General features: G+C 59.7%; 14 protein-coding genes. 13 read left to right on the forward strand and 1 reads right to left on the reverse strand.

Annotated elements, in window-relative coordinates:
- Window positions 1-12 precede the first annotated feature (12 nt).
- Complete coding sequence (locus P3C39_RS21505; protein ID WP_126057786.1) at window positions 13-255, forward strand: DUF2274 domain-containing protein; 243 nt, start codon at window positions 13-15, stop codon at window positions 253-255.
- A gap of 235 nt (window positions 256-490) precedes the next feature.
- Here P3C39_RS21505 and hemN read toward each other — a convergent pair whose 3' ends face one another.
- On the reverse strand, window positions 491-1,840 hold the full coding sequence (gene hemN, locus P3C39_RS21510) for an oxygen-independent coproporphyrinogen III oxidase (protein ID WP_126059321.1): 1,350 nt from the start codon (window positions 1,838-1,840) through the stop codon (window positions 491-493).
- Window positions 1,841-1,992: 152 nt separating this feature from the next.
- Here hemN and P3C39_RS21515 point away from each other — a divergent pair, with 152 nt between their 5' ends.
- From P3C39_RS21515 to P3C39_RS21570, 12 genes are all read left to right on the forward strand, one after another.
- The gene (locus P3C39_RS21515; RefSeq protein WP_126057787.1) at window positions 1,993-2,736 is read left to right on the forward strand and encodes a Crp/Fnr family transcriptional regulator; all 744 of its coding nucleotides are present in this window, start codon (window positions 1,993-1,995) and stop codon (window positions 2,734-2,736) included.
- 496 nt (window positions 2,737-3,232) lie between these two features.
- Window positions 3,233-4,852, forward strand: coding sequence for a cytochrome-c oxidase, cbb3-type subunit I (gene ccoN, locus P3C39_RS21520; RefSeq protein ID WP_126057788.1), 1,620 nt, complete (start codon window positions 3,233-3,235; stop codon window positions 4,850-4,852).
- Window positions 4,852-5,583 carry a cytochrome-c oxidase, cbb3-type subunit II gene (ccoO, locus tag P3C39_RS21525; protein ID WP_126057789.1) on the forward strand — a complete coding sequence of 244 codons (732 nt, stop codon included), beginning with the start codon at window positions 4,852-4,854 and terminating at the stop codon, window positions 5,581-5,583. Before ccoN ends, ccoO begins: the two co-directional genes overlap by 1 nt.
- Window positions 5,584-5,594: 11 nt before the next feature.
- Window positions 5,595-5,744, forward strand: coding sequence for a cbb3-type cytochrome c oxidase subunit 3 (locus P3C39_RS21530; protein WP_024502864.1), 150 nt, complete (start codon window positions 5,595-5,597; stop codon window positions 5,742-5,744).
- Between the two features lie 2 nt (window positions 5,745-5,746).
- Window positions 5,747-6,610, forward strand: coding sequence for a cytochrome-c oxidase, cbb3-type subunit III (gene ccoP, locus P3C39_RS21535; RefSeq protein ID WP_126057790.1), 864 nt, complete (start codon window positions 5,747-5,749; stop codon window positions 6,608-6,610).
- 166 nt (window positions 6,611-6,776) lie between these two features.
- Window positions 6,777-8,336: a cytochrome c oxidase accessory protein CcoG gene (gene ccoG / locus P3C39_RS21540; RefSeq protein ID WP_127317707.1), complete on the forward strand. Its 1,560-nt coding sequence runs from the start codon at window positions 6,777-6,779 to the stop codon at window positions 8,334-8,336.
- Entirely contained in the window at window positions 8,333-8,830 is a 498-nt protein-coding gene (locus tag P3C39_RS21545; protein ID WP_126057792.1) for a FixH family protein, read from the forward strand. The genes ccoG and P3C39_RS21545 overlap by 4 nt, the downstream gene beginning before the upstream one ends.
- Entirely contained in the window at window positions 8,827-11,100 is a 2,274-nt protein-coding gene (locus P3C39_RS21550; protein ID WP_126059322.1) for a cation-translocating P-type ATPase, read from the forward strand. The genes P3C39_RS21545 and P3C39_RS21550 overlap by 4 nt, the downstream gene beginning before the upstream one ends.
- A gap of 5 nt (window positions 11,101-11,105) precedes the next feature.
- Entirely contained in the window at window positions 11,106-11,261 is a 156-nt protein-coding gene (ccoS, locus tag P3C39_RS21555) for a cbb3-type cytochrome oxidase assembly protein CcoS (protein WP_081714250.1), read from the forward strand.
- Window positions 11,262-11,968: 707 nt separating this feature from the next.
- Window positions 11,969-12,580, forward strand: a complete 612-nt coding sequence (locus P3C39_RS21560) for a hypothetical protein (RefSeq protein WP_127317709.1) — start codon at window positions 11,969-11,971, stop codon at window positions 12,578-12,580.
- Window positions 12,581-12,860: 280 nt separating this feature from the next.
- On the forward strand, window positions 12,861-14,042 hold the full coding sequence (ubiM, locus tag P3C39_RS21565; RefSeq protein WP_185928959.1) for a 5-demethoxyubiquinol-8 5-hydroxylase UbiM: 1,182 nt from the start codon (window positions 12,861-12,863) through the stop codon (window positions 14,040-14,042).
- Window positions 14,043-14,296: 254 nt separating this feature from the next.
- Window positions 14,297-16,120, forward strand: a complete 1,824-nt coding sequence (locus P3C39_RS21570; RefSeq protein ID WP_245463523.1) for an EAL domain-containing protein — start codon at window positions 14,297-14,299, stop codon at window positions 16,118-16,120.
- The last annotated feature ends 610 nt before the right edge of the window (window positions 16,121-16,730 follow it).

The raw sequence follows: 16,730 nt of genomic DNA on the forward strand, positions 1-16,730 counted from the left end.
GCAGGAGTTATCATGGCTGACCTGAAACTTGGAAAACTTCCGGACCGAACAGCTTCGAAGATCACCATTACCGTCAGCGCGGAGCTGAGCCAAACACTCAAGGAGTATGCTGCACTTTACCGTCAGACCTATGGTCAGTCTGAAACCGTGGCAGAACTCATCCCTTTCATGCTGGCGGCGTTTCTGGAAGGCGACCGAGCCTTTGCCAGGGCCAGAAAAGAACGTCTGCCGACGGAGCTTGCCGGAAAATCGTGACTCCTCCGCTAGGGCAGCTGGAACATTGCCTAGCTGTCGCGACCTACCTGCTCCTCGCGAAGCATAGGATCAAACCCCTTGGAATGTAGGTATGCGCAAGAGAGGATGTGGAAGGAGATACCGCGCAACAGCCTAAGTTTGCATTTTCGATTTGATGCGGTAGTCGCCTATGAGCGGTCAAAACGAACGCAGCTGGTTCGCCGATCGACCAAACGGCGAGCGCACTGTGCTTTGCTCAGACCGCCACCGAGTGCCTCGCCGTTCCCCCTTTGAAATATGTATCGAACTTGGCCGCGATGGTTCGAATGAAGGGGCGACTTTCAGTCCGTACGAGGAAACTGTCACCATCGAATTCAAGCGCTCGGGCAGGATCGTGGAGTGCGATGGACCTCGAGCGATGAAGGAGCTGCTCGCCGGCTTTGCCGAACCGCTCCACCAGATCGACTGCCGAGAAGGCAAAATCACACATCAGCCGCTCGATGATCCAGCCACGGACGCGATCGTCGTCGGAAAGGGCAACGCCGCGGACGGCAGCCAACCCGCCATCCGCAACCATGCGCCCGTACCCGGCAGTCGAAGCCATGTTTTGCACGTAGCCTTGGCGAAAACGACCGATGGACGAAGGGCCAAGTCCGATCAGTGTCGGGCAGCGATCCTCAGTGTAGCCCTGAAAATTGCGATGCAAAACTCCTGCGCGGGCCGCTATGGCCAGCGCATCGTCGGGCTTCGCGAAATGATCGAGTCCTATTGCCTCATATCCCTTGGCGACAATTGCCCGCGCCGCGAGTTGAGATTGGGCGAAACGCTCAGTGGGACTCGGCAGCCATGCCTCGTCGATCATCGTCTGATGCTTCTTGAACCAGGGCACATGTGCGTAGCCGAACAGGGCCATCCGGTCTGGCTCCAAGGTCAGTGCCTGCGCCACCGTGGAACAGATCGTCTCGCGTGTCTGATTCGGGAGCCCGTAGAGCAGGTCCAGATTGACCGATTCGACGCCCCGCGAACGAACCCCGTCGACGACTGCCTTGGTCTGCAAAAAACTCTGCTCACGATTAATTGCTTTTTGCACTTGCGGATCGAAATCCTGCACGCCGAGGCTCGCCCGGGTTACGCCGATTTGAGCAAGTGCATCAAGGCGCGCCTTGTCCATGTCGTTGGTTTCGATTTCGATGCTGACCGTAGCATCCGGGAGAAAGTCGAAGCTGTCCCGCAAGGCCGCTCCAAGAGCAACCATATCATCGGGCCTCAGAATAGTTGGCGAACCGCCACCGAAGTGGATTGCACGGACATGTGCCTTGCCGCTCAGCAGACCGGCAATCGTGACGATTTCGGCATTCAGCGAGCGCAGATAAGCGGCCACCGGCTCATATTGGTGCGTCTGCTTGGTGTGGCAGGCGCAGAACCAGCAGAGCTTGTCGCAGTAAGGAATGTGCAGGTACAGCGAGATTTCGTCGCCGCTTTCCAGCGTCTCCAACCAGCCACGGTAAATGGCAGCATCGATCCCCGAATGGAAATGCGGCGCCGTCGGATAGCTGGTGTAGCGTGGGACGTTCTCGCTGAGTTTGACAGCTATTTCCGATTGCATCTCGCGTTCACCGTGTTGCCCGCCGGAACACTGCACGCATCGCTGAAGCAGACCCTGATCTCGATCAGCCGCGCTCATGGACAAACCGCCGCAGGATTTCTCTACCCTGGATGGGTATCCTGCCGGCAGTTAGGATCGGGTAAGGCGAACGCATGACCTTTCGGCAAGACATTCATAGTTCCGGCATTCCTGTTCTTTGCTTCCCTTGCGAGGCACGGCGTCGCGGTGTCTGCGGTGCGCTCGATCCAGACAATTTGGTTGGGCTCGCCAAGACTTGCTCGCGTCGCCGGATCGAGTCAGGAATGGAGTTGACCGGCGAGGCACAGAACGTCGACAGCTACTCCAACGTGCTTTCAGGCGTTGTAAAGCTATCAAAGAGCCTGTCGGATGGGCGCCAGCAGATCGTCGGTCTCCAGTTTGCACCGGATTTTCTGGGACGTCCTTTCAAGGTGGAAAGCTCGATCAATGCGGAAGCGGCAACAGCAGTCACGCTGTGTTCGTTTCCGCGAGCGGCCGTCGAACGGATGATGAAGGCGTCACGGGAATTCGAGCATCGCCTGCTCAAACAGACGCTGAATGAACTCGATGAGGCGCGCGAGTGGATGGTGACGCTGGGGCGCAAGACAGCTCCGGAAAAGGTGGCGACTTTTCTCCTCATGATGGCCCGGAATATCGATTCCAGTCTCGATGCGGCTTCCGGGTCGGCGTCCTTCGATCTGCCGCTGACGCGTGTCGAAATGTCTGATTTCCTTGGAATCACCAACGAGACCGTGAGCCGCCAACTGACGCGATTGCGGGCTGACGGGGTGATTCGGATTGAGAACGCACGCCATGTGACGGTGGACAGCATAAGCCGTCTGGAGAAGCGCTGTGGCGGCGGACGCGAGCGGCCCTAAGCGGCGAGGCCATGTCGCATGACTCCGGGGCGGGCCGTGTTTGCCTTTTAATGCGATGTTGCCGCGCCTTCGACGAAGCGGCGTCACGGTCGAGACAAACAGCTTTCGGGCTTTGATAGGAACGTGACCAATCGCCAGGTGTGTTTCGGCACATACCGGCGAAGCATGGTCCTTAATCTGCCACGGCTCGGCGGAACGATCGCGTTCGTTTCCAATGGGATCCGAACAACGTTTGGCAGGGCATCGGCAATAGCATCCAACGCGCGCAGGGCCTCAGCTTTCGCCTCAGCGATCGCGTCTGCGCCCGCCCAACCCAGGGAACGCCTTCCATGAGGGGGGTGAGCCCGCGCTGCGTTCCTCGTTCATTCGCCACCTGCTGATTGCGCCGCCGACACAAAATCTTGCGGCCTGACATAGATCAGGGCGAGGGGGCGGCGGCTGCGCGATTAGTGCGCTGCGGATTTGGCATCCACCAGATTCGAGATCGGGATCTGCAATGAAATTCGGCACAGAGATCGTCCTTCTAAGCGTGTTCGCTTTTGCGGCCCTGGTGGCCGCCGGCTTCGGCGTGGATGAACCTTTCCGCCGACACATGTGGGTGTTGTTCTTCGCAGTGGCTGGTTTCACTGCGATCCTGTTGCGCAACACGGAGTTCAAGCCAGCAGCTCCGATTGACCCATCCGCTTACATGGATGGTCCGATCCGCTACGGCGCGATCGCCACCGTGTTCTGGGGTGTCGTCGGCATGCTGGTCGGCGTGGTGATCGCGCTGCAGCTCGCCTACCCCGATCTCAACATCCAGCCCTGGTTCAATTTCGGTCGTTTGCGGCCGTTGCACACATCCGGTGTCGTCTTCGCCTTCGGCGGCAACGCGCTGCTTTGCACGTCTCTGTATGTCGTGCAGCGCACCTGCCGCGCCCGCCTCTTCGGCCGTGATCTGGCCTGGTTCGTCTTCTGGGGCTACCAGCTGTTCATCGTCATGGCCGCGACCGGCTACCTGCTCGGCATCACCGAGGGCCGCGAGTACGCCGAACCCGAATGGTATGTGGATGTCTGGCTGACCATCGTCTGGGTCGCCTACCTCATTCTGTTCCTTGGCACGATCCTGAAGCGCAAGGAACCGCATATCTACGTGGCCAACTGGTTCTACCTGTCGTTCATCGTCACCATCGCGATGCTGCATGTGGTCAACAACCTGTCCATACCAGTCTCGTTCCTGGGCTCCAAGAGCTACTCCGCCTTTTCAGGGGTCCAGGACGCCTTGACGCAATGGTGGTACGGCCACAACGCGGTCGGCTTCTTTCTCACCGCCGGCTTCCTCGGCATGATGTATTATTTCGTGCCCAAGCAGGCGAACCGGCCAGTCTATTCGTACCGGCTGTCGATCGTCCATTTCTGGGCGATCATCTTTCTCTACATCTGGGCCGGGCCGCATCACCTGCACTACACCGCCTTGCCCGATTGGGCGCAGACGCTCGGCATGGTGTTCTCGATCATGCTGTGGATGCCGTCCTGGGGCGGCATGATCAACGGCCTGATGACGCTCTCCGGCGCCTGGGACAAGCTGCGCACCGATCCGATCATACGCATGATGGTGATGGCCGTCGCCTTCTATGGCATGTCGACCTTCGAAGGCCCCATCATGGCGATCCGGGCGGTCAATTCGCTGTCGCATTATACCGACTGGACCATCGGCCACGTCCATTCGGGCGCGCTCGGCTGGGTTGGCATGATCTCGTTCGGCGCAATCTACTACATGGTGCCGAAGCTCTGGAACCGGCAACGGCTCTACTCGTTGCGGCTGGTCACCTGGCATTTCTGGCTGGCGACACTTGGTATCGTTGTCTACGCCGCGGTGATGTGGGTATCCGGCGTCATGCAGGGCCTGATGTGGCGCGAATACGACGAGCAGGGCTTCCTGGTCTACTCCTTCGCCGAGACCGTCGCCGCCATGCACCCCTACTATGTCATGCGCGCCATCGGTGGGGCCATGTACCTCTCCGGCGCGCTGATCATGGCCTGGAACATCACCAGGACCATCCTCGGCCACCAGCGCGAGGAGGAGCCGATGCCGAGCCCCGTCGCCATCCGACCTGCGCGATCAGGAGCCAGGTAATGGGCTTGATGGACAAACACGCAATCATCGAGAAGAACGCCACGCTTCTTCTCGTTGGCTCGCTGCTCGTGGTGACGGTCGGCGGCATCGTCGAGATCGCGCCTCTCTTCTATCTCGACAATACGATCGAGAAGGTGGAAGGCATGCGCCCCTATTCGCCGCTCGAACTTGTCGGGCGCAACATCTATATGCGCGAGGGCTGCTACCTCTGTCATAGCCAGATGATCAGGCCGTTCCGCGACGAAGTTGAGCGCTATGGCCACTACAGCCTAGCTGCCGAGTCCATGTACGATCACCCCTTCCAGTGGGGATCGAAGCGCACCGGGCCGGATCTCGCCAGAGTTGGCGACCGCTACTCGAATGCATGGCATGTCGCGCATCTTACCGACCCGCGCTCGGTGGTGCCGGAATCGATCATGCCGAGCTATGGGTTCCTGAAAGACACGCCGATCGACGTGAAGGATTTCTCAACGCATCTGGTCGCCAACAGGCTTGTAGCCGTCCCTTACACCGATGACATGATCGTCCACGCCAATGCGGATCTGGCGGCGCAGGCCGATCCCAATGCCGACACATCAGGCCTTGAGGCGCGTTACCCAAAAGCCAAGATCGGCGACTTCGACGGCAACCCGCAACAGGTCACCGAAATGGATGCCCTGCTCGCCTACCTGCAGATGCTTGGCACACTGGTCGACTTCAAAAATTACGACGAAGCCGCCGGCTACCGCTGAGGAGAACGCTGATGACCTACAATTTGATGCGGGCGTTTGCCGACAGCTGGGGCCTGGTTGCGATGGCGCTGTTCTTCGTGGGGTGCATCGCCTTTGCCCTACGCCCCGGCAGCCGAAGGCTGGCCGACGAAGCGGCCCGCATTCCGCTCGAGGACGAGTGATCATGAGCGACGAGCATATCGATGAAATCTCTGGCGTCTCGACCACCGGCCACGAATGGGATGGCATCCGGGAGCTGAACAACCCGCTTCCCAGATGGTGGGTTATCACCTTTTACGTCACCATTGTCTGGGCGATAGGCTACACCATCGCCTATCCAGCATGGCCTCTGTTGCACTCGGCGACGAAGGGTGTGCTCGGCTATTCCAGCCGCAACGAGGTCAGGAACGAGCTGACTGCGGCTGAGGCCGCCAAGGGCAAATATATCTCGGCGGTGGAGTCCAAGAGCGTCTCGGAGATCTCCGCGGACGACGGCCTGCGCGAATTCGCAATCGCCGCCGGTGGCGCCGCTTTCAAGGTCAATTGCGTACAATGTCACGGCTCCGGCGCCCAAGGTTCCAAGGGCTTTCCCAATCTCAACGACGACGACTGGCTATGGGGCGGCAAGGCCGAGCAGATCCAGCAGACGATTACGCACGGCATCCGCTTCGCATCCGATCCGGACACGCGCCTGTCGGAAATGCCGGCCTTCGGCGACATCATTACCGCCGACCAGATCGCACAAGTCAGCGCCTACGTGGCCAGCCTTTCCGGCAAGGTCCGCGATGCAAGTCTGATCCAACCCGGCGCCAAGGTCTTTGCCGAGAACTGCGTCGCCTGTCACGGCGACAATGCAAAAGGCAACAGGGAATTCGGCGCCCCCGACCTGACCGATGCGATCTGGCTCTATGGATCCGGTGAGACAGCCATCGCCGCACAGGTCCGTGCGCCAAAACAGGGCGTCATGCCGGCCTGGGTTGGCCGTCTCGGCGAGATCAAGGTCAAGGAACTTGCAGTTTATGTCCATTCGCTTGGCGGCGGAGAATAGGAATGGAAGTCCTATTCTTCGGTCCCCCCTGCCAAGCGGACGAGGCCCGGCGTGAGCCGGGCCTCGACACCATCCCTAATGCGATCTGCACAACCCGGCAAGGCTATCCTACCGCGAGGCTTTACGACAGGTGCCCCTGACATTGGCTGGGAAAGTGGAGTTGCACATGCGTGATAAGACGCAGTTGACACGGCTCGAAACAGAAACTGTCAATTCCGCCAAAACCCGCAAGCCGCTTTATGCCGCGCGTCAAAAGATCTTTCCGAAGCGCGCCTCGGGCAACTTTCGTCGCTTCAAATGGCTGGTGATGACGATCACACTTGGCATCTACTACCTGGCTGCGTGGCTGCCTTGGGCTCGCGGTCCATTTGCCCCGGACCAGGCAGTCCTGCTCGATCTCGCGAACCGGCGCTTCTACTTCTTCTTCATCGAGATATGGCCCCAGGAATTCTTCTATGTGGCCGGCCTCCTGGTCATGGCGGGCGTCGGTCTTTTCCTGATCACCTCGACTGTCGGCCGTGCCTGGTGCGGCTATGCATGCCCTCAGACGGTGTGGGTCGATCTGTTCCTCGTCGTCGAACGTGCGATCGAGGGGGACCGCAACGCCCGCATGAAACTTGACGCAGGTCCCTGGACCGCGCGCAAGCTCATGCTGCGTGTGTCCAAGCACACCATCTGGCTGGTCATAGGGGCGGCGACTGGCGGCGCCTGGATCTTCTACTTTGCCGATGCACCGACGCTGCTCGGCGAGCTCTTCATCGGCACTGCGGCGCCCGTCGCCTACATCACTGTCGCCGTCCTGACGGCTACCACCTACACGTTCGGCGGTCTGATGCGCGAACAGGTCTGCACCTATATGTGCCCGTGGCCCCGCATCCAGGCGGCCATGCTCGATGAAAATTCCCTCACTGTCACCTACAATGACTGGCGCGGCGAACCGCGTTCGCGCCACGCCAAGAAGGTGCTGGCCGCAGGCCAGCCCGTGGGCGACTGCGTCGACTGCAATGCCTGTGTCGCGGTCTGCCCGATGGGGATAGACATTCGCGACGGCCAGCAGCTCGAATGCATCACTTGCGCGCTCTGCATCGACGCCTGTGACGGCGTCATGGACAAGCTCGGCAAGGAGCGTGGGCTGATCGCCTATGCGACGCTCTCCGACTACAACGCCAACATGATGCTGGCGACTGCAGGCGGGTCCAGCTCAGTCAATCCATCGCTGATCAGGACCGCTGATGGCCTGTTCTCCGACAAGGTGGCGCATTTTCACATCCGCAAGATCTTTCGGCCGCGCACCTACGTCTACATGGGCTTGTGGTCGCTGATCGGCCTCGGCCTGCTCTATTCGCTGCTGACGCGCGATCGGCTCGAACTGAACGTATTGCATGATCGCAATCCCCAGTTCGTCACGCTGACCGACGGATCCATCCGCAATGGCTATACCGTCAAGCTGCTCAACATGATCCCCGAGCCGAGGACGATCGTCGTAACCATGCAGGGCCTTGAAGGCGCTGACATGGTCGTCGTCGGCGACGACATCCCCGCAGGCCGTTCCTTCGCCATTCCGGTCGAACCCGACCGCCTGAAAATGCTGAGGGTCTTCGTTCGCCAGCCGGCGGACCAGATCCGCGCTCCGGCACAGACCTTCAAGTTCCGCGTCGAGGACAGAGCCAGCTTTGAGTCGAACGAGTACACCGCCACCTTCAACGCGCCGGAGCCCCTCAGATGACTGCCAATGTACAAAAGCCTCGTGAATTCACCGGCAGGCACATGCTGGTCATCATCCTGGCCTTTTTCGGCGTGGTCATCGCAGTCAATCTGACCATGGCAACGCTCGCCAGCACAAGCTGGACTGGCCTCGTCGTCGAAAACACCTATGTGGCGAGCCAGCAATTCAACAAGAAGGCCGAGGAAGGACGGGCGCAGGCAGCACTTGGCTGGACCGGCAAGCTGACCATCGCATGGGGCGAAGTTCGCTATGGCCTCGCCGACGTCGCCGGCAAGCCGGTTCCCTTGCACGGCGTCAAGGTGCTGTTTCGCCATCCCGCGTACGAGAAGGAGGACAAGTCGGTCACCCTCGCACCCGCCTCGGGCCAGGAATTCGCAGCCCAGCACATGCCGAAGGACGGCGTCTGGATTGTCGAAGTCGACGCCGACGCCGGTCTGGACAAACCGTATCGCGACGTCCGCCGGATCATGATTTCCAATGGAGCGCTGCAATGAGTTGTTGTGCACCGGGCGCCGAAATGGCGCTTGATCTGGTCAACACCGGATCGGTCCTGCCGTCCAGCCAGGAGATCAGGCTGGCGAGCCGATCGCTTGGCGATGATCTTCACCAGACCGATCTTTCAGTACCGACGGTTCATTGCGCAGGCTGCATCCAGACGATCGAGACGGCGCTGGGAAAGCTCGATCGCGTCGAGAGCGCCCGCGTCAACCTGTCGACGAAACGGGTCTCTGTCCGGTGGCGTGGTGACGAGGTCCCACCGTTCGTCGTCGCGCTTGGGCGGCTAGGCTACCAGGCGCATCTCTTCCCTTCCGAGGTCGGCGACAAGGACAGGACGTTATCGGATTTGATCCGCGCGGTCGCGGTTGCCGGCTTTGCGGCGGGCAACATCATGCTGCTTTCGGTCTCGGTCTGGTCCGGCGCCGAAGGTGCTACCCGCGACCTGTTTCACTGGGTCTCGGCGCTGATCGCCATTCCTGCCCTCGCCTTCGCCGGCGGCATCTTCTTCCGTTCGGCCTGGAATGCTTTGCGCCATGGCCGCATGAATATGGACGTGCCGATCGCGGTCGGTGTTTCGCTCGCCTACGCCATGAGCCTCTACGAGACGATCAACCATGGCGATCACGCCTATTTTGACGCGTCGGTATCGCTGCTGTTCTTCCTGTTGATCGGCCGCACGTTGGATCACGTGATGCGCGAACGTGCCCGGACCGCTGTGAAAGGCCTGTCCCAGTTGGCCGCACATGGCGCCATGGTGCTGCGCAGCGACGGCGCGCGCGACTATTTGCCGGTCGGCGAGATCGAACCAGGCATGCGGTTGTTGATCGCAGCCGGTGAGAGGATCCCCGTCGACGGCAAGATCATCCAGGGAACGTCGGATCTCGACTGCTCGCTGGCCTCAGGCGAAAGCACGCCGAAAAACGTGGCGCCGGGCGAAGCAGTTCAGGCCGGCGTGCTCAATCTTACCGGCCCGCTGACGATTGAGGCGACAGCCGCCGCGAAGGATTCGTTTCTGGCGGAAATGGTTCGTCTTATGGAAGCCGCAGAGGGCGGCCGCGCGCATTATCGCCGGATCGCCGATCGCGTTTCAGCGCTCTATGCCCCGGTGGTTCATCTCACAGCCTTCGCGACGTTCCTTGGCTGGATGGCGGTGACCGGCGACTGGCACCGGGCGATAACCATCGCCATTGCCGTTCTGATCATCACCTGCCCGTGCGCGCTCGGCCTCGCCGTACCGATCGTTCAGGTGGTCGCCGCGCGGCGCCTGTTTGAGAACGGCATCATGGTAAAGGACGGTTCTGCCATGGAGCGCCTGGCGACGATTGATACAGCGGTGTTCGACAAGACCGGAACGCTCACGCTCGGCCAGCCCCGGCTGGTCAATGCATCGTCGATCGATCCGGCCATGCTGGCAGTCGCGGGAGACATGGCTACGCATTCCCGCCATCCTTTTTCAAAGGCCATAGCCGGTTTTGCCCATCCCGGCGGGCAGTACAAATTTGATGCCGTCACCGAGCATCCAGGGTTTGGAATCGAAGCCACTGGAGCCGGAAGCACCTGGCGGCTAGGCCGACGCGGATGGGCTGGATGGAGAGCCCGGACCGGTGGTGAAGGCAAACATGGCGGAACCGTGCTGACAAAAGACGGGTTCATTGTCGCGACCTTCGATTTTGAGGACGCGCTGCGCGCAGACGCCAAGGCGGCGATCGGGCAATTGAGCCATGCCGGGGTGTCAGTGGAAATGCTGTCGGGCGATACTGCGGGTGCCTGCGGTGAAGTCGCAGAAATGCTGGGTGTCAAGGACTTCGTTCCGTGCCTGCTGCCATCCGGCAAGGTCGAGCGCATCGAGACCCTGGCGAAAGACGGACACAAGGTTCTGATGGTTGGCGACGGCCTCAACGACACGCCGGCGCTCAGCGCGGCGCATGTCTCGATCGCTCCAGCTACCGCCGCCGACATTGGCCGCAATGCCGCCGACTTCGTATTCCTGCGCGAAAGCCTTCTGGCAGTGCCTCTCGCGCTGGACGTCTCGCGCAAGGCGGGACACCTGATCCGCCAGAACATCGCGATTGCGATCGTCTACAATGCGGTGGCAGTACCAATCGCCATCCTCGGGCACGCCACGCCTTTGTTAGCGGCGATTGCCATGTCTGCCTCATCGGTGCTTGTTATTGGAAACGCATTGCGCTTGCACGGCTTCGGGGCGAATGCGACGCTGCAAGTTATTCAAAAAGTCGGACGCTCCGCAGTCAGCTATTCGGCATAATCCTCGTGACGACGTTGCTCTATCTCATACCAGTGGCCCTTTTTCTGGGTGCACTGGGTGTGTCCGGCTTCGTCTGGGCATTGCGAAGCGGTCAATACGAAGATCTCGACGGAGCCGCCGAGCGGATACTAATTGATCGGGACGACAAACCGGAACGCTGATTTCAATCCGCTGTGCATAAGATGCGCGGATCGCGCTCGTCAGTCGAGCCGGCTCGGTCGGGAACAAGCTGTCCATGCTCCATGCTCCATGACCATCTTGACCTAAGCTGCACACTACATTTGTGAAAAGCCTCTGTCGTGCGAAGGACTGCCTCCCATTGCACCCAGTATGAGGCGGCTGATGCCACGAGAGTACCTCGCGTGGCCGGACGAGAGCTTGGCCATGTGCGCACGGGTTCCAAAGTGGAACGTCACGGTCGATCACCTGACCGTGAACCGCCAGTGCCGATTGGTCATGTCTGGCTGATCCAGATCAGGGTCATACTCATCGGTGTGTTCTATTGACCAGTCTTCGACGGAGAAATGCATGACTTACGGAAAGATTGGTCGTCATTATCAGCACCTTCACGGTTCTGGGTTTTCTGTCGTGTGGTCGGCCATGCCTTGTGCTTACGGCGCAGCCATTAGCTGACCGGCGTCGTGTGTATCTCGCTTGCTGGCTGACCATCCGCGTGGCTGCGCGGACACGGGGGCCGATCAACAGCTTTCGCCTTTGATGGGTTGTGTGCGTCGTTGCCGATCCATCCCGATTCCCGGCCCGCGCCTTGAGGCTATGCGACGGTACCGGAACCCAGCGCACGTCACGCGGTTCCGCGCGCGTGGTGTCCGCTCGTCACGACGATGAACGAACAAGCGGCTGGAGTACCATGAACACCGTACACATCATCGACTGCCACAATGCAAATGACTACTTCGCCGACAGGCAAGAGGGACCGATCGTGCAGCACTTGTTAAAGGCTGTCAACATCCGCGCGGAGCTCCACATGGCGTTGAACCGAACGAAATTTGGTGAGGCTGTAGTACGAGCGATGGAGGCGGAGTGCGACGTGCTTCACATCGCCGGGCACGGCAATGGTGACGGGATCGCTTCGTCCAGTGGGCGAAGTGGCCTTCTTTGGGCTGACTTCGTAGAAATGTTCCAGGGCTCGCATCCAGCGCCGAAGATCCTCGTGATGTCAACGTGCTGCGGAGCATCATCGGGGTTGGGACGTGCGTTTTCGAGATCGATCAACCGTCCGAAGTTGATCATTGGTTCGAGTGACGCGCGCTATTTCGACGACTATGTCGCCGCGTGGGCTTTGCTCTATCGGCGACTAAATTGCAAGGACATCGACATCGAAGCCATGCAGCAGGTTCTTGATGAGATATGCGCGGTCGTGGATAAAAGTTTCCGCTACCTTGGCTGGGATGACGAGAGAGAGCGCTACGTTCGATACCCTCGCAAGAGAGCCCGCTTCGACGTCGTGGAGCGTGAGTAGTATGCGCAAGGGTTCCAGGTGGAATGTGGCGATCGATGCGGCGCGGCCGTGGCTGACCAGCGTCGCGAGTGTCTCGCTTGCTGGCGGCGATCTGCGCGGCTGCGCGGCCAAAGGGCGGGATCGGTTAGCCGCATCCACCTCTGAGCGCTTTGAGTGCTTCGTTGCCGATCGATGCGAATCTCCCGGCCCAGCGCCTTTAGGCAATGCGGCGGCCACGGAGCTCATGTCACTCGGCTCAGTTCCACCGTTACACGAGGATAGGCGACCGGATGGCGGCACGCTGATGGGCTCTGACGATAATTTTGACATCGTTGTCGTTGGAGCCGGCCCGGTCGGCCTTTCGTTCGCTGCGTCGCTTGCCCAAAGCGAACTCAAGGTGGCAGTTGTTGAACAGAACACATTCGATAGTCTGGCGAATCCGGCTTTCGATGGTCGCGAAATCGCGCTGACCAACGCTTCGATCAGAACCCTTCGCGAGCTCGGCGCCTGGGATGTCATCCCGGCTTCGGACAAATCAGCACTTCAAGGCGCGCGCGTGCTCAACGGCTCGAGCGCATTCGCTCTTCGTTTCGATCCTCCCAGCAACTCTGGAGAACCGCTGGGGGTTTTGGTTCCAAATTGCCGGATCCGCGAGGCGCTGTTCAAAATCGTCCGCTTGCAGGATCGCGCCCGGCTGTTGTGCGGCCACTCGGTCGTCGATGCAACAAACAGCCAAGAAGGAGCAGTCGTAACGCTCTCTAATGGCGCGCGTTTAACTGCTCGGCTGGTTGTTGCCGCGGATTCGCGTTTGTCCGCCACGCGTGATCTGCTAGGCATCGGCGCCGATATCAACCGGCTTGGCCACTCGATGCTGATTTGCCGAGTGAGGCACGAGCGCGCCCACCACCAGATCGCCATCGAATGGTTCGATCACCATCAGACGATAGCGATGTTGCCCCTCGCGGAGGGCATGTCGTCGCTGCTGCTCACATTGCGCTCAAACGAGGCCTATAGACTGCTTGCCTTCGATGATGATTTGTTCCTGTCGGAGTTGACGAAACGGTGTCGAGGGCGCCTTGGAAAAATGACCTTGGCAAGCAAGCGCCACACCTATCCGCTGGTCACGACCTGGGCGCACAAATTCCGGGCGCCGAGCGCCGCACTCATCGGCGACGCTGCCATCGGCATGCACCCGGTGACCGCTCACGGATTCAACATCGGTCTCAGCAGCCAGAAGCAACTCGCCCGTGGAATCATGACTGCGTGCCGCGACGGCCGCAATGTTGGCGACCCCGACATGCTGCATATATACGAAAGGCGGCTGCGCCTGTCGGCGGCGCCGCTCTACCATGCAACGAACATATTGATTGGACTCTACTCCAGAGACCACCTGGCGGCACGGCTTGCAAGGCATCTGGGGCTTCGCTTTGCCCAACATGTTCCCCTTGTCCGGCATGGGATATCGGCGGAGCTCCAGCGGTGATACTGCACCAGCAGTCGCATTTTTGCGCGTGCTGGGCGAGCGATGGGAGAGAGTGCATGATGCACCGGAGTAATCCTGCTCCCCGACGCTGATCTCCGATTGAAGAATTAACCCGTCCTTCAGGGGGGCTGCATAGGCTGCGGACAAGCAGGAGTAAGCAAGCTGACCCGTCCAGCCTTGGAAAAGAAGATCCGCTGGAGGCGAGAATCCTTCAGGACCAGCTCGCTGATCTGAGGGCAGGCCTTTTCGTCTCAATGCCGATAAGCATTGTGCTGTCCGGGCTGATTTTGACCGTGCAGGCCCTTTCCGGGAACGGTCTTGCTGGCGCGGCCTGGTTTTCGGTCGTTAATGCGATAAATGCCGCCCGCCTTGCACTCGCCCGTCATCAGCTGAAGGAACCCGGAGTCCAGGATGATCTGACACGGGTTTGGCTGCGGCTTCGCTGGTTTGGCAGGCTTGCTCTTCTGGCGGGATTCACCTGGTCATTCCTTGCCATCCTAACGGCTGGATACACGACGTCTCAAGCATCGCTGCATCTAATAATTCTGGCGGGCATTTCAGCTGGCGCGGTCACGTACGGCAGCTCATATGCTGCGGCAGCGATATGCTTCATCACACCGCCACTCCTCATTGCCGCCGCATGTTTGCTGACGAAGGGAGCCCCGGAAAACTACATTCGGGCTTTTGCCGTCCTGCTTTTCGAGGGCGGCCTGGTTCGATCCTCGTTCGTTGGACAAGCGCGCTTCCGTGACGCGAGCCGCCTGAGACATCAAGCCGAGCGGCTTGCCGCGGAAATGGAGCGCAATTCCAGGGAGGACCATCTTACCGCGCTCCTCAACAGGCGGGGCCTCGAACATGCAATCGATCAGTTTGAGAACACCGATGGACCCTTTGTGGCCATGCTGATTGATCTGGACGGGTTCAAATCTGTCAACGGTACCTACGGTCACAGAACGGGTGACGAGCTGCTTGCCAGGATCGCCCGCCGAATAGAGGAAGAAGCACCGGAGGGCTCAACGCTCGCCCGCATCGGTGGGGATGAATTCGTGCTGGTTTTTTCTTCGCGAAAGAATTCTCCTTCTCCCACCAATCTCGCGTCCAATCTCATAGCCAAGCTTGCTCGCCCCTATCCTGGGATCGCATCCGTCCGCATTGGAGCGTCTATAGGAATCTACTTGGCTGAAAACCCCGGACTGACGGAAATGTTGTTGCGGGCCGACATCGCCCTTTACACAGCTAAGCGCCGCGGCAGGAATGAATTTTGTCTGTTCGGTGCCGAGCTAGCCCGGGAACTGCAACGCCGCCAGTCAATCGAACGCGATCTTCATTCGGCGATAACGATGAGAAGCTTGGTCGCTTGGTTTCAGCCAATCGTAAGACTCGAAACTGAAGCCGTCGTCGGTTTTGAAGCCTTGCTAAGATGGTCTCACCCGCTTCACGGTCCCATTTCTCCGCCCGAGATCATGACAGCGGCACGCGAAACTGGAATGCTTCAGCTGCTAACTCAAACGGTATTCGCCGACTGTTGCGCTCTTATCGAGGGCTTGGTCAAAGCTGACCGTCGTGATGTTCGTGTGGCGATGAATGTTTCACCGCGCGAGTTGGAAGCTGGCGATATTGACGAGATGATTCTTAATGGTCTGGCGGCAAAAGACCTCCCTGCAACGATGTTCGACATCGAGATTACCGAAGAAGCCCCAGTGGATCCGGACAGAGTGGATGAAAAGCTCGGCCAGCTTTCACATGCTGGCATTTCTATCGCGCTCGAGGACTTCGGCACCGGTTTTTCGACGTTGGCATCGCTCAAGGACAGTCGGATCAGGAAAGTGAAAATAGATCAGGGCTTCATTCGCGGCTTAGCCAAGTCCCGGGAGAATCGGCTGCTTGTCAAAGCGGTGATTGATCTTGGTAGGACGCTCGGGATCGAGGTCATGGCCGAGGGCGTTGAAACAGAGGCAGATCGGCAAACTCTGTACAAGCTTGGCTGCAGAACCGCGCAGGGCTTCCTGTTCTCTAAGGCAGTGCCTCTCCATTTGGCACTTGATTCGGTAGTAAAAGAGCACGCGAAGGAGTTGTGACCGGCCTCTCCGTCCGTGCTGCTCGCGGAACTTTCATGTGGGGTGGACCTGACGCGCGAAAGCCGTTTCGGACGGTAGAGTTATTACGGGGGCGAAACTGAGCACGTGGTTTGGATAGCAGCAATCCGGTCCACCGGCGCACATGCAGCGGCTTCATGCAAGCGTTCAAGTTGCGAGATGAGCTTGAGTGAACGACGTCGGAGAATTGCGTCCCTTGGACGCTGGTTTCGCGGTTCCCGTAGGATTCGATTACGGGAAGCGTTCTTGGCTGCTTCTCGGCTCAGCGCTCATCCGGATGAACAACGTACCCGCGGTCAAGGTTTTCGCGACCTCAACCCAGTCACCATCCCGCAACAGCAGCGGTCGGGTCCTGATCAAGCGCTCAGCCTCAGCACAGGTGCTGGAGCAACGGTAGAGCGCGGAAAACGTGTATCGGAATGCGCTGGCTCACCATAGGAAGCTGCCACGGCATGTCGAATGTCCCCAGGGGGCGGGACCGTTCCCTTGCATTTGTCTCGATGACGGGCTCTCAAAGCTAAAGCCAAGAGAGCTTTATAAAAATCGCACCCGATCGGCTGCGCAACGACGACCAGCTGAGGCCCGATCGGGT

The sequence above is a fragment of the Mesorhizobium sp. XAP4 genome (assembly GCF_029269325.1).
Taxonomy (GTDB): Bacteria; Pseudomonadota; Alphaproteobacteria; order Rhizobiales; family Rhizobiaceae; genus Mesorhizobium; species Mesorhizobium ciceri.